We start from the raw sequence: 13,962 nt of genomic DNA, 5'->3' as shown, positions 1-13,962 counted from the left end.
CATCCGAAACGTTTTGGATGCATGAAATCCAAAACGTTTCGGATCTAAAGTAGGAGGAATTAGTATGAATTATCGGGTGATCAAGGAGAACGATGTGTTTTTTCTAACAGATGAAAAAGGAAATATTCCTAAATCTCATCCTTACGGATTAGGGCTGTATACAAAAGATACAAGGTTTTTGAGCGAGTTTTCGCTGCGCATTAATGGAGAAGAACCCGTGCTTCTTTCTTCCGATGCTTCAGAGAATTATATGGCAACTATTTTATTGACGAACCCTCCGATCGAAAAGAATGGGGAAATAGTTTTATGGCGCGAATCTGTACAAATTGAACGAAAGCGCTTTATTTATGACGGAGTATTATATGAAACGATCAAATTGAAAAATTACTTTCCAAAGCCAATTGCATGTGAAATCAGTGTCTCTTTTGATGCTGATTTCGCGGATATGTTTATTATTCGTGGCTTCCAAACAGGAAACATCGGCAAGCGTACAGGACAGACCATTGACGGGAATTCGTTGGCGTTTCATTACGAAGGGGCGGACGGTGTTTATCGGGCGACAACGATTACATGGGATCGTCCTGCTATATTAGCCGATGAAAATGGACAAGTAGCTTTTTCTTTTTCTCTTCATCACGATGAAGAACAGGAAGTTACTTTCATGATCCAACCGCAAATTGGGGAACCGACAATGCCAAAAACCATCATGGATAAAGATAATGCCCTACGTCAGCTTCAGGCTTCCTACAATGGGTGGCATCAAGGCATTACGAAAGTAAAAACGGATTATAAGCCTCTCCAGCGTTTGATAGAGCGCAGCATTGCTGATTTACGAGTATTATTGACTGATTTGGGATACGGTCCGTTTCCTGTTGCAGGGCTTCCATGGTTTGGTGTGCCGTTTGGGCGCGACAGCTTAATCACGGCATTACAAATGCTCCCGTTTTGCCCCCAGGTGGCCAAAGGGACATTGATAACAATGGCGCAGTATCAGGGAAAAAAACAGGACCCTTGGCGCGATGAACAGCCGGGAAAGATTATGCATGAACTGCGTTTCGGCGAATTAGCCAATACAAATCAAGTGCCATTTACTCCATATTACGGTGCTATCGATGCTACGCCGTTATTTCTCGTGTTGCTTACAGAATATGTGAAATGGACAGGGGATTATAATATCGTGCATCAATTAGGAACAAACATTGAAGCAGCACTCCAATGGATTGATAAATATGGGGACCGTGATGGTGATGGATTTGTTGAATATCATCAGGAATCAAGTAAAGGAATTGCCAACCAAGGATGGAAGGACTCTGGGGATTCGATTGTGCACCGGAACGGAGAGTACGCCAAATCACCGATTGCGCTTGTGGAAGTGCAGGGGTATGTATATCAAGCTAAAATGGGATTAGCAGACATTTTCGAACAACTCGGGAAAGTAAAACAAGCCGCCGAGCTTCGCCAGCAAGCAGAAGAATTAAAGAAAAAATTTGAAGATGCGTTTTGGATGGAAGATGTGCAATTTTATGCAATTGCATTAGATGAGAAAAAGCGGCAAGTCGGCACAATCACGTCAAATCCAGGGCATGTGCTATTTGCTGGTATGTTAGAGGGGCATCGGGAAAACGCTGTAATCGAAACGCTCCTATCCCCAAAAATGTTTTCCGGATATGGCATCCGGACAATGGCGGAAGGAGAAGCGGGATATAATCCGATGAGTTATCACGACGGCAGCGTCTGGCCACATGACAATAGCATTATTTTATTAGGGCTAAGCAAACTACGGAAATCAAAGGAAGCTCTGATGATCATGGAGGGATTAATCGAGGCGGCATCCCATTTTGAGTATGACCGTCTTCCTGAATTATTTTGCGGATATAGTCGTTCGTTTGGAAAACCAGTTCCGTACCCGGTTGCTTGTTCACCGCAAGCCTGGGCGGCAGGAACGCCGCTTGTTTTTGTGCAAGCAATGCTGGGGCTGTTTCCGAATAGTTTGCGCAAGGAAATTCATCTTTCTCCAACTTTGCTTGATTCCATGAATGTTCTCAAAGCGGAAAATATGGCGATTGGACATGGCAGGTTGTCACTAACTGTTTTTCGGGAAGGGAAAGAGATAAAGGTGAACATTCATGAAAACACAACGGGATACGATGTCATCGTTTTATAGCAGGGATGGGAATTCCCTCCCTGTCCATATAGAAATCAAAAATTTAAGGAAGGGAGTAGGAAGAAATGAAACGGAAAAAGTGGTTAACGGCTCTAGGTATTACGTCCGTACTAATGGGAAGCATCTTGGCTGGCTGTGGCGGAGGAGATGAGAAAGCCCGCAAGTAAAGAGACAAGCGGCAACAATGGCGAAAAAGTGGAGGTCACACTTGCGGGATGGGGCGGCAATCCGAGTGAACAAAAGCTGTTGAAACAAACACTCGATGAATTTGAGGCGAAGCATCCAAACATTAAGGTAAAATTCGAAGTCATTTCGGAACAGTATATGGATGTCATTAAAACTCGTTTAATCGGCGGTGAAGGCCCAGACGTTTTCTATCTTGACGCCTTTGAAGCCCCTGCCTTAATTGAAACAGGTGTATTGGAACCGCTTGATAAATATGTTACCGATGATTTCGACATTGATGATTTCGAAAAACCGTTACTTGACGCATTTAAAGGCAAAGATGGACACATTTATGGATTCCCTAAAGATTATTCTACATTAGCGTTATTTTATAACAAAAAAATGTTTAAAGAAGCTGGTGTGGATGTACCAAAAACATGGGACGAATTGCGCGAGACAGCCAAAAAATTAACAAAAGGAACCGAAGTATACGGTTTTGGCGTAGCGCCGGAGTTAGCCCGTCTTTACTATATTGCTGAATCAAAAGGCGGAAAAGTGGTGACAGATAACAAAGCAAGCTTTGCCGATCCGAAAGTGGTAGAAGCTCTACAGCCAATTGTTGATATGCATCTAAAAGATAAATCGGCAGCACAACCTAGCGAAGTCGGTGCGAATTGGGGCGGAGAGATGCTTGGACAGGGAAAGGCAGCGATGGTGGTTGAAGGAAACTGGGCAATTCCGTTTTTGCAAGATACGTTCCCGAACTTAGAATTTGGAACAGCTGAATTACCAATGATTAACGAGAAAAAAGCAACGATGGCATATACGGTGGCGTACGTCATGAATAAAGATTCGAAAAAGAAAAAAGCAGCTTGGGAACTCATCTCCTATTTGACAGGAAAAGAAGGGATGAAAATATGGACAAGCAAGGGATATGCGCTGCCGACGCGCAAATCCGTTGCTAAGGAATTGGGATATGATAAAGACCCATTACGTGCTCCATTGGTAGCAGGTACTTCGTATGCGACGGTATGGCAACAAGGGACGAATTTGCCAATTATCGTCAACAACTTTAATAATCAGTTTGTCAGCGCCTTTTTAGGGGAACGGCCATTGGATGAAGCGTTAAAAGAAGCGGAGAAAACTGCAAATAAAGAAATCGAAAGCAAATAATTGCGGATTCTGGCGGAAAGGGCCCCTTCCGCCAGACATAATGCCTAATGATGTATCTTCCCTTCTTTCTAGCAACGCTGCGTTTGCCGCGCTAGAGAGAGGGGAATAGCTTTATCGATTCTCTGTAAGGAGATGAACAAGATGAAACGGAAATGGCGAGAAGCAGGTGCTGGCTATTTACTAATGTTACCATCGTTGTTCGTATTGCTTTTGTTTATCATTGGCCCAATTATGTTCGCAATTTTCCTTGCGTTTCACAAAGTGCAATTGCTTGGGACAACGACGTTTGAATTTGTCGGACTGGATAACTTTGAACGCATTGCTCATGACGCGCGGGCGAAAATTGCGCTATGGAATACGCTTAAGTACGTTGTCATCGTAGTGCCGTGTCAGACAATACTAGCTCTCGTGTTGGCGGCAACATTAAACGCGGGGCTAAAAGGACAAAAATTTTTCCGAATTGTCTACTTTTTACCAACACTTACGTCTTCGGCGGTGTTAACGCTTATTTTTATGTGGATGTATAATCAAAACGGGTTGATTAACCATGTCTCGAAATTATTGGGGCTGCCAACCTATAACTGGATAGGCGATCCAGATATTGCATTGAATGCGATTATGATCATGAACATTTGGTCTACTGCCCCATACTTCATGGTGATTTACTTGGCGGCTTTGCAGGATATTCCAGAATCGCTTTACGAAGCAGCGGAGCTGGATGGAGCCAATGCGTTGCAAAAATTTTGGTATGTGACAGTACCATATTTGCGGCCAGTGACATCCTTTGTTGTGATTATGGGGCTTATTGGCACGTTCCAATTATTTGATCAGTCGTATATTTTCTCTGGCGGTTCGGGAGGGCCGAACAATTCTACGCTTACCGTCGTTCTTCTCATTTATCAATATGCGTTTAAAACGTTAGGAACAATGGGATATGCCGCGGCATTAGCGTTTGTTTTAGCGCTTATTATTTTAATCGCGACGTTATTGCAACGGAAATTTTCGAAAGAAGAGTCTCTCTATTAAGGAGGGAAAAAGAAATGAAAAAAAGAATTACAATCGGAAAAACGTTTTTGTACGTAGTTCTTGTCGCTTACGCCATTATTACACTAATTCCATTTTTATGGGCATTGTCTTCTTCGTTTAAAACACTCGACGAAATTGTTAGAGGAACGATTTCCTTTATTCCAAAACAATTTACGCTGGATAACTACAAACAAATTTTTCTGGAACAAAAAATGTTTCCGCGCTGGCTATTAAACAGTGCCATCATTGCGGTGACTGTCACTGTGCTGAATTTATTGTTTAATTCGATGGCAGGGTATGCGCTTGCAAGATTGCAATTTCCTGGCAAGAAACCGCTGTTTATCATTATTTTGGCGGTATTAATGATTCCGGCACAAGTCACGATGATTCCAAACTATTTGATTTTAAAACAGCTTGGTTGGCTGAATTCATATCAAGGAATGATCGTGCCAACGATGATTAACGCCACCTTTATTTTCATGATGCGTCAGTTTTTTATTAACTTTCCAAAAGAGTTAGAGGAAGCGGCAGAATTAGATGGACTTAGCCGGCTCGGCATTTTTTTCCGAATTGTTTTGCCGCTTGCCCGCCCTGCTTTGGCAGCACAAGCAATTTTTGTCTTTATGGGGTCGTGGAATGATTTTATGCGGCCGCTGATCATTTTGTCCGATCCGCAACTCTTTACTTTGCCGCTTGGGATGAACAGCTTCAAAGGGCAATACATCAGTTATTGGAATTATATTATGGCGGCATCGACGGTATTTACATTGCCAGTGTTAGTCATTTATGCGTTTTTCAATCGTTACTTTATTAAAGGTATTTCATTTACTGGAGGAAAATAATCCATATCGCCTTGTTGTTAATGAAAAGGATTTTGTTTCGCCCGTAAAGCCGACAAGATGTGTAGTAATGACAGCATCATCTCTTGTTTTGTTTTCGTTGTTTCAATAAAAAAAGACAGAACAACATGTTTCAAATGTAAAGTGTTTAGAGTGGGGGAAAGAAGATGAAACGGACATGGTGGAAAGAAGCAGTTGTATATCAAGTATATTGGCGCAGCTTTTATGATTCGAATGGAGACGGCGTCGGCGATTTGCAAGGGGTTATCGAAAAACTTGATTATATCCAGCATCTTGGCGTCGATGTCATTTGGCTCAATCCTTGCTACGAGTCGCCAGATAAAGATAATGGATACGACATTTCCAACTATTATGCGATTATGGAAAAAGCCGGGACAATAAAAACGTGGGAAACATTGCTTGACGAAGTGCATAAGCGCGGCATGAAACTTATCATGGATCTTGTTGTCAATCATACATCCGACCAGCATCCTTGGTTCATCGAATCACGTTCATCCCGTGATAACCCGAAGCGCGACTGGTACATCTGGCGCGACAAGCCAAACAATTGGCGTTCCTATTTTACTCCGTCCGCGTGGGAATACGATGAATTAACCGGACAATATTATTTTCATTCGTTTGCTGCCGAGCAGCCGGATTTAAACTGGAAAAATCCTGAAGTACGCCAAGAAATTTATAAAATGATGCGCTTTTGGCTTGATAAAGGCATTGATGGGTTCCGTTTAGACGCCATTGCTTTGCTGGCTAAGCCGGAAGGGTTTCCGGATGCCGCTGATCCCAACGATATCCGCTACTTAGCGAATAATCCCGTCCTTCATGAATATTTGCGCGAAATGCACGAACAAGTATTTCAACACTATGATATTTTTACGGTTGGCGAAGTCGCCTTCGTATCGCCGGAAGAAGGGCTGAAATATGTCGCTGAAGACCGCCGCGAACTGAATATGTTATTCCATTTTCAAGTATGCGACGAAATGCCAAGCTGGGAACCGCTTCGTTTTAAACATATTCAAAGGCGTTGGTATGACGTATTATGGGGAAAGGGCTGGAATTCCCAATTTCTAAACAACCATGACCATACACGACAAGTGACGCGCTACGGCAATGACAAAGAATATCGCATTGAATCTGCCAAATTGCTGGGAACGATGCTGCACACATTGCCAGGAACTACATATATTTACCAAGGAGAAGAAATCGGCATGACTGGAGTCCGTTTTCCCTCGATTGATGACTATAACGATATTGCCATGAAAAATAAATATAAAGAAGAAATTGCGAAAGGCCGAGACCAGCAAGAAGTGCTCGAAAGTTTGCAGCCATTAAGCCGTGACAATTCGCGAACGCCGATGCAATGGGATGACAGCCCCAACGCCGGTTTTACAACAGGAACGCCATGGATCAAAGTCAATCCAAATTATAAAGAAATTAACGTAAAACAAGCATTGCAAGATCCAAATTCTGTGTATTATTATTATCAAAAGCTTATTCAGCTGCGTAAAGAAAATCCTGTTATGGTTTATGGCACGTTCCAAGACTATACGGAAAACGAGCCGTATATTTATGCGTACACACGTGAACTTGACGATGTCCGCTGGCTTATCGTCCTTAACCATTGTGACCGTGCAAATGACTATGAGCTTCCGGTACCGCTTGCTGCATACAAACGGGAAGTAGTGCTTGGCAATTATCTGGACATCCAAGAAAATGGAAATGTGTTGCATATGCGGCCGCATGAGGCGCGCATTTACCGGCTTATATAAACGTTAAACGATTTTTTTAGCTAGATGACGGTGCCGCTTTGGTTTTGTTTTACATTGCGCTGACGGTTACCATCTTTATCATCACGAACTAAGGGTCAGAAAGGAAAGGCTTCGTCCATTAAAAGGCAGGATTATATCCTTGTCCGGCAACGGGAAAGGTTTTTTTGTATGCTTCATGAAAAAACGGAAATGATAATCATGTAACATGAATGGCCATAAAGGGGCAGGAATCAATGATGGAATGGATCGAAACAATGCCAGAGCAGGCAAGCAAAAGGATGAATAAAACGGGGATTACCGCATCGCTAGCGTCGATACCGTTAGTGATGACGCTAGGAAATTCGATGCTGATCCCGGTGTTGCCAACGATGGAAAAACAGCTACATATTACGCCGTTTCAGTCGAGTTTATTAATTACCGTCTATTCGATTGTAGCGATTATTTTTATTCCTATTGCTGGATATGCAAGTGATCGGATCGGGAGAAAAAAAGTGATTATTCCAAGCTTATTGTTGGCTGCTGCTGGAGGGATTGTATCTGGTTGGGCAGCTTGGAAGATGGCAGATCCGTATGCGATGATCGTTGCAGGAAGGATGTTGCAAGGACTTGGGGCTGCAGGAGCGTTTCCGATTGTGCTGCCGCTTGTTGGCGATTTATTTCCTGATGATAACGAAGCAAGCAGCTGTTTAGGAACGATTGAAACAGCGAACACGTTTGGAAAAGTATTAAGCCCGATATTAGGGGCGATGCTCGCAAGCATGGTTTGGTTCTTGCCATTTTTCGCATTTCCACTGTTTTGTTCCATTTCCATCGCCATGATGCTCTTTTTGGTAAAAGCTCCGGCAAGAAAAGAGGAACCGCTTCCATTTCGCCAATTTGTGCGAAAGATAAAAATCATTTTCCAAAGGGAGGGGCGATGGCTATATGCGATTTTTGCGATTGGCGGTTTGTTAATGCTCGTTTTATTTGCGTTTCTTTTTTTCTTATCAAGCCGCCTTGAAGATGATTACGGAATCGATGGAATAAAAAAGGGATGGGTGCTCGCTATTCCGCTTGGTGCGCTTTGTGCTGCATCGTTTCTCGCTGGAAAGAAAATTGGCAAAAATAAAGTTTTAATGAAATGGATGATTGTTATTGGCGGTGTGTTTGCTGGCACGGCGATCATAGTTGTTAAGTTTTTCCCGACTCTTTGGTGGATGATTGCCCTTTTTTCCCTTGCTGGAGCTGGCATTGGTATAATGCTGCCATGCTTAGATGCATTGATTACAGAAGGAATTGAAAAAAAAGAGCGGGGAACTGTGACTTCGTTTTACAGCTCACTGCGGTTTATTGGCGTCGCCGCGGGACCGCCGCTCGCCGCATTATTGATGAAAAGCGCGACGACGATGTTCTTGTTTTTGCTAGCTGGTTTGTCTTTATTGGGTAGCGTTATTGCATGGATAACGATAAAACCGGAAACAGATTGCCAAAAGAAACATTGAGCGGACGTGGATGATTGCATCGCCTTCATTTGATGGAGCCAAATTTTTTGTGTATGAAATCCGCAATGATTGTTTGATTTTTTATTCAAATAGCCGCGTGATGAATAAGATGAGCGGAGCGGAAGAAAAAATAAGAAAAATGGCAAAGGGTGATGTCAATGAAAAGTAGCTCATTTCCTGTCGCCCATTTGCGGGAGAAGGCACTAAAACAAGTGAAAGATTTAGAAAAACGTTTGCGTGAGGAAACAGGAGAGGAAATTGTGCTCGTCGCTTACAAACATGAAACAATTGCTACGGGAAGGGGGCATATGGGATGAAGCGAAAGGTAAAATTTGCTGCGGCGACAAACAATAATAAAACGCCAACGGAAAGCTTGCCGGATGCTGAATTTGCCGCACAGTATGCAGGAGAAGAAGAGATGATCCGCGGGGCGAACCGCAATTCGAAAAAAGGACGCCAAGGAGACGGGCAATGAAGCAAGAGAAAGGAGAAAAAACAAAGCGCCTAAATGATCAAGCGCGCGAAGAAATGGCGTTTGAATTTGGCGATTTTAATGCCCACCAGCCGTTTCAACTAATGGAAGAGAGGAAACAACAGAAAAAGCAAAAGAAAAAGTAGGGATTATCCCTACTTTTTTATTGCGGAAGTCGAAAAGGAAGATAGCGGTGCGGAAAAAATTTTTGTTTGCAATGAAACGGGATCAAAATAAGCGATCATCGCCGTTGGGATTTGGCGCACTTCTTTTGTTTCCATATAATGACCGATGTCCAATTCGGTTATTTCTATGACCGTATGTTTAAATAATTCTTTTTCGTTCAGCTTGAGCGATGCGAATTCACCGCCTAATCGTTCCGGATATTCAAGCAGCTCGCGGTAAAGTGCGGAACGCAGCGATTTGTCCGTTTTTTCCTCCCACCACGGTTTGCGCGGTTTATGTTTTTGGTTGCGCAAATAGTCATATTTCATTAACGCTTCGATGATTGGGAGTTCATCCAGTTTTTTTGTTTGCAAAAATTCGTATAGGCGGCGGAACAAATCTTCGAGCTGATGGCCGATTTTCGCCCAGCCGCGTTCATCCCAGTACGTGCCGAATTCCTGGAAGAAATCGAACGGAGTCGGAAATACGTTTGTTACCAAATATTCGATCGTTTCATCCATTCGATGTGCATTCCAATATTTCTCTAGCACATCTTCCACTTGTTTAAGGCGGATGATGTCATCAAAAGAAAGCACGTTATTTTGTAACACTTCATATGGCGCATGGTCCATAAATACATAGCCGTAGTCTTTCGCGCGAAGGCGGAGGCCGGTGCCGCGCAGCATTTTTAAAAAGCCGAGCTGCAGTTCTTCCGGGCGGAGCGCGAAAACGTCGTTAAATGTTTTTCGGAATGATGTATAGTCTTCTTCCGGAAGCCCGGCGATTAAATCAAGGTGCTGGGCGATTTTTCCACCTTCTTTCACCATCATCACGGTACGCGTTAATTTTTCGAAATTTTGCTTGCGCATGACAAGCCGGTTGACTTCATCGTTTGTCGACTGCACACCGATTTCAAAACGGAACAGTCCCGGCGGCGCTTCTTTATTTAAAAATTCGATGACTTCCGGACGCATGATGTCGGCCGTAATTTCAAATTGAAATACCGTTCCCGGAACGTGTTCGTCAATCAGAAATTGAAACATATCCATCGCGTAGCTGCGGCTGATGTTAAACGTACGGTCGACGAATTTAATCGTGCGAGCTCCATGCTTCATTAAATAGCGGATATCCTCTTTAATTTTTTCGCGGTCGAAATAGCGAACTCCGACTTCAATGGAAGATAAGCAAAACTGGCAGCTGAACGGGCAGCCGCGGCTCGTTTCGATATACGTAATTCGCTTTGGCAAATGCGGGATGTCTTCCGGAAAGCGGAACGGCGAAGGCATATCCGCTAAGCGGATTTTGTTTCGCTGCGGGTTAATGATAATTTCCCCATCTTCACGGAACGCGAGACCGTGGACATGGTGAAAGTTTTTATTTCCATAAAATTCTATTAATAGTTGCTTAAACGTTTCTTCCCCTTCACCGATGACGATGAAATCCAATTCCGGAACGGTTTCCATCCATTCGCGCACATCATATGATACTTCCGGTCCGCCGGCGACGATCGTGATGTCAGGGGCGATTTTTTTCAACATTTTTATGACTTTAAGGCTTTCTTCAATATTCCAAATATAGCAGCTAAATCCAATGATATCCGGCTTTCTTCGGTAAAGGTCGGTTACGATGTTTATCGCTGGATCTTTAATCGTATATTCAACAAGCTTTATATCAAATTCTGGCTGGGCGTATGCCTTTAAGTAGCGAATCGCTAAATTGGTATGAATATATTTGGCGTTTAATGTCGTGCAAATAATGTTCATCGGAACAAACCCCTTTACAAAAGCATAGAGAAACAACATTTCAATATAACATATTTTGGATGAAAATAAAAGAAGAAAAACTTGTCGAACATTGAAAAAATTTATTTTCATGGAATTTTTAGAATAATTAGAAGGAGTAAAATTTTTGGTAGAGAATATATAATAATTTGATATGGTTTGGAGAAGGAGGGATAAAAAATGAACAATAGCCTTTCTCCCCATGAAGAACAAAACTTGATGGTGGACGTAAAATTGTTGGAAGAAGAAAATAGACGGTTAAAAGAGCAGTTAAATGGCTATTCCATTATTTTTGAGCGATCTCTAGATGCGATTGTCATTTTTAATAAAAGCGGCGAATTTGTTGATGTAAATGAAGCAGCATGCCAACTGTTCGAAATGGAAAAAAGGGAATTGATTGGGAAAAAAATGACGATGTTCCTTGACTTAGTCCCTCCGGATATTTTGATGTTTCAGCAATCGATGTTACATAAATTTGGCTCATTTAGTGACGAGCTGCTTGTAAAGTTAAGGAACGGAAAAGTAAAACATATTGAGTTTTCCATGAAAAAAGATGCGTTTAACGAATTCGATTTGGTTATTATGCGCGATATTTCCGCGCGCAAAGCGCTGGAGCGGGAACGGATTATTCATGAGTTTCTCTTTAAAGATGTGTTCAACCGCGCGGTAGATGGCATTGTCATTTTCGATGAGTTTGGCCGTTTTATTGATGTGAATCCTGCTTTTTGCATGAGTTTAAACTTAGAAAAAGCGAAGCTGTTAAACTTATCATTTCAGCAATTTATCGCCAAAGAATGCGTCGATGACTTTGTTCGCCTTCTTGCCGAATTGAAAGAAAAAGGAACGGCAAAAGGCGAATTGTCGCTCGTCCGTTTTGACGGCACGGTAAAAATGTTTGAGCTTACCACGACATCCAACGTATATAGCGGCTTTTACATGGCGATCATGCGGGATGTCACCGATAGAAAAAACATGGAAATAAAGCTGCAAAAAAGCGAAGAGAGGTTTCGCGCTATTTTTGAGCAAGCGCATGAGGCGATTTTGATTTGGGATGATCGCGGATATATCTTAAACGCGAATCGCGCTGCAAGCCGGACGTTTGAACTGCCGCTTAATTTGCTTGTTCGGAAAAATTTGCTTGATTTCCTTGACCGCGGCGATGAAAAAGTGCAGCGTGTATTTGCAAAGTTTCGCAAAACGGGGGAAATACGCGATGAATTAACGTTCCACATGCCAAACGGAGAAGATAAGCAACTTGAGTTTACGATGAAGCAAGGGGCGATTGATGGATATCATTTGACCATTTTCCGCAATGTTTCAGAACGAAGAAAAATGGAAAAAGAACTGCGCGAGAGCGAGCAAAAATTCCGCAGCATCTTTGACCACGCCATGAACGGAATATTATTATGGGGAAAAGGGTACCGCATTTTAGATGTGAACCCGATCGCCTGTGAAATTTTCCAGGCAACGAAAGAACAATTGCTTCATCGTCCGATTACAGCGTTTATACCGGAAAAAGCGCGGAAACAATTCGATAAATTGATTCAGCAATGTGATCGTTTCGGAGAAGCCTATGCCGAGATGGATTTTTCGAATGGCGAGAAACAAAAAATCGTGGAGTTTGCGCTAAAGAAAGAAATTATCCCAGGTGTAGGAATGATTATGTTGCGCGACATTACCGAAAGGAAAGAGCTGGAGCTGCAGCTAAGAAAATCGGATACGCTTAACGTTGTGGGGGAACTTGCCGCGGGCATTGCCCATGAAATTCGCAACCCGATGACAGCGCTAAAAGGATTTATTCAATTATTGCAAGGAAGCATTAAAGAAGACTATTCCATGTACTTTAATGTGATTATGTCTGAACTGAAGCGGATCGAATCGATCATTACCGAATTTCTAGTTCTCGCTAAACCGCAAGCGGTACAATATCAACAAAACGATGTGTGCAAAATCATGCAAGACACGATCGATTTAATCAGCGCCCAAGCGATGATGCATAACGTGCAAATTGTCGCTGATTTTGCGCTGCATATTCCGTTCATTTACTGCGAACCGAACCAATTAAAACAAGTGTTTATTAATATATTAAAAAACGCGATTGAAGTGATGCCAAAAGGTGGAGAAGTGACGGTGCGAATTGGCCAGCTTGATGACAGCCACATTCGCATTTCCATTACAGACCAAGGCTGCGGCATTCCGCAAGATAAAATCAAAAAGCTTGGCGAACCGTTTTATACCACGAAAGAACGCGGCACTGGACTTGGATTGATGGTTAGTTATAAAATTATTGAAGAACATCAAGGGAAAATCGACGTCGAAAGTGAAGTTGGAGTCGGCACGACGTTCCATATCACACTTCCGATTGAACGGGTTGAGAGAGAGGGAGAAAATGAAACAGGAATACAACGTGTATAAATCAGAGCTGCTTGGCCCCATTTACATCGTGTCCGATGGGGATGCGATCGTAAGCGTCCAGCTTTTTGAGGAGGAGTGGCTGCGGCACTGTCAACAATATGAAATGGTCAAAAGCAATTCTCCTTTATTAGAAAGCGCCGTGCAACAGCTAGATGAATATTTTCACGGTAAGCGCAAAACATTTCACTTGCCGTTGAAATGGAAGGGAACGGAATTTCAAGAGAAAGTATGGCAGGCGCTTTGTGAAATTCCGTACGGAACGACGGTCAGTTACAGTGATATTGCTGAAAAAATCGGGCGTCCGAAAGCGGTAAGAGCGGTTGGGCAGGCAAATCGGGCAAACGAGCTGGCCATTTTTGTTCCGTGCCACCGTGTAATCGGAAAAGATCGTTCGCTGAAGGGATATGCTGGAAACCGGACCGATGTAAAACAGCGATTACTGCAGCTGGAAAAACGGAACCGGACGATATAAAAAACTAGAAGCAGCATTCGCTTCT

Annotated in this window: 11 protein-coding genes and 1 pseudogene; 11 read left to right on the top strand and 1 reads right to left on the bottom strand. The window is 42.8% G+C overall.

The annotated features are described in order from the left end of the window. Positions 1–64: 64 nt before the first annotated feature. The 9 genes and pseudogenes from MWM02_RS14455 (at position 65) to MWM02_RS14415 (ending at position 9,250) form a co-directional block, all read left to right on the top strand. The gene (locus MWM02_RS14455) at positions 65–2,164 is read left to right on the top strand and encodes an amylo-alpha-1,6-glucosidase (RefSeq protein WP_244402287.1); all 2,100 of its coding nucleotides are present in this window, start codon (positions 65–67) and stop codon (positions 2,162–2,164) included. Between the two features lie 65 nt (positions 2,165–2,229). Beyond that, positions 2,230–3,502 (top strand): annotated as a pseudogene (locus tag MWM02_RS14450) (ABC transporter substrate-binding protein). Positions 3,503–3,643: 141 nt separating this feature from the next. Next, positions 3,644–4,528: a carbohydrate ABC transporter permease gene (locus tag MWM02_RS14445; RefSeq protein ID WP_244402286.1), complete on the top strand. Its 885-nt coding sequence runs from the start codon at positions 3,644–3,646 to the stop codon at positions 4,526–4,528. 14 nt (positions 4,529–4,542) lie between these two features. Then, on the top strand, positions 4,543–5,370 hold the full coding sequence (locus tag MWM02_RS14440; RefSeq protein ID WP_244402285.1) for a carbohydrate ABC transporter permease: 828 nt from the start codon (positions 4,543–4,545) through the stop codon (positions 5,368–5,370). 164 nt (positions 5,371–5,534) lie between these two features. Then, on the top strand, positions 5,535–7,151 hold the full coding sequence (locus MWM02_RS14435) for a glycoside hydrolase family 13 protein (RefSeq protein ID WP_244402284.1): 1,617 nt from the start codon (positions 5,535–5,537) through the stop codon (positions 7,149–7,151). 236 nt (positions 7,152–7,387) lie between these two features. Further along, positions 7,388–8,632 (top strand): MFS transporter, encoded by a 1,245-nt coding sequence (locus MWM02_RS14430; protein WP_244403629.1) that lies wholly within the window; start codon positions 7,388–7,390, stop codon positions 8,630–8,632. Positions 8,633–8,790: 158 nt separating this feature from the next. Further along, on the top strand, positions 8,791–8,949 hold the full coding sequence (locus MWM02_RS14425; RefSeq protein WP_198401563.1) for a hypothetical protein: 159 nt from the start codon (positions 8,791–8,793) through the stop codon (positions 8,947–8,949). Next, positions 8,946–9,107 carry a hypothetical protein gene (locus MWM02_RS14420; RefSeq protein WP_099458889.1) on the top strand — a complete coding sequence of 54 codons (162 nt, stop codon included), beginning with the start codon at positions 8,946–8,948 and terminating at the stop codon, positions 9,105–9,107. Before MWM02_RS14425 ends, MWM02_RS14420 begins: the two co-directional genes overlap by 4 nt. Continuing rightward, positions 9,104–9,250 (top strand): hypothetical protein, encoded by a 147-nt coding sequence (locus MWM02_RS14415; RefSeq protein ID WP_198401562.1) that lies wholly within the window; start codon positions 9,104–9,106, stop codon positions 9,248–9,250. Before MWM02_RS14420 ends, MWM02_RS14415 begins: the two co-directional genes overlap by 4 nt. Positions 9,251–9,259: 9 nt before the next feature. Here the strand turns inward: MWM02_RS14415 and MWM02_RS14410 are convergent, their stop codons facing one another. Continuing rightward, positions 9,260–11,032: a B12-binding domain-containing radical SAM protein gene (locus tag MWM02_RS14410; protein ID WP_244402283.1), complete on the bottom strand. Its 1,773-nt coding sequence runs from the start codon at positions 11,030–11,032 to the stop codon at positions 9,260–9,262. A gap of 198 nt (positions 11,033–11,230) precedes the next feature. Between MWM02_RS14410 and MWM02_RS14405 the strand changes: the two genes are divergently transcribed. Further along, on the top strand, positions 11,231–13,465 hold the full coding sequence (locus MWM02_RS14405) for a PAS domain S-box protein (RefSeq protein WP_064551244.1): 2,235 nt from the start codon (positions 11,231–11,233) through the stop codon (positions 13,463–13,465). Beyond that, complete coding sequence (locus tag MWM02_RS14400; protein WP_064551243.1) at positions 13,440–13,937, top strand: methylated-DNA--[protein]-cysteine S-methyltransferase; 498 nt, start codon at positions 13,440–13,442, stop codon at positions 13,935–13,937. Before MWM02_RS14405 ends, MWM02_RS14400 begins: the two co-directional genes overlap by 26 nt. The last annotated feature ends 25 nt before the right edge of the window (positions 13,938–13,962 follow it).

Source organism: Parageobacillus sp. KH3-4 (assembly GCF_022846435.1).
Taxonomy (GTDB): Bacteria; Bacillota; Bacilli; order Bacillales; family Anoxybacillaceae; genus Parageobacillus; species Parageobacillus thermoglucosidasius_A.
Note: the sequence above shows the minus strand (reverse complement) of the source record. Positions and strands in the feature narration are given on the sequence as shown.

Coding starts and splice junctions, on each gene's coding strand:
- MWM02_RS14455 (WP_244402287.1), top strand. CDS start 65: ATGAATTATCGGGTGATCAAGGAGAACGATGTGTTTTTTCTAACAGAT.
- MWM02_RS14445 (WP_244402286.1), top strand. CDS start 3,644: ATGAAACGGAAATGGCGAGAAGCAGGTGCTGGCTATTTACTAATGTTA.
- MWM02_RS14440 (WP_244402285.1), top strand. CDS start 4,543: ATGAAAAAAAGAATTACAATCGGAAAAACGTTTTTGTACGTAGTTCTT.
- MWM02_RS14435 (WP_244402284.1), top strand. CDS start 5,535: ATGAAACGGACATGGTGGAAAGAAGCAGTTGTATATCAAGTATATTGG.
- MWM02_RS14430 (WP_244403629.1), top strand. CDS start 7,388: ATGGAATGGATCGAAACAATGCCAGAGCAGGCAAGCAAAAGGATGAAT.
- MWM02_RS14425 (WP_198401563.1), top strand. CDS start 8,791: ATGAAAAGTAGCTCATTTCCTGTCGCCCATTTGCGGGAGAAGGCACTA.
- MWM02_RS14420 (WP_099458889.1), top strand. CDS start 8,946: ATGAAGCGAAAGGTAAAATTTGCTGCGGCGACAAACAATAATAAAACG.
- MWM02_RS14415 (WP_198401562.1), top strand. CDS start 9,104: ATGAAGCAAGAGAAAGGAGAAAAAACAAAGCGCCTAAATGATCAAGCG.
- MWM02_RS14410 (WP_244402283.1), bottom strand. CDS start 11,032: ATGAACATTATTTGCACGACATTAAACGCCAAATATATTCATACCAAT.
- MWM02_RS14405 (WP_064551244.1), top strand. CDS start 11,231: ATGAACAATAGCCTTTCTCCCCATGAAGAACAAAACTTGATGGTGGAC.
- MWM02_RS14400 (WP_064551243.1), top strand. CDS start 13,440: ATGAAACAGGAATACAACGTGTATAAATCAGAGCTGCTTGGCCCCATT.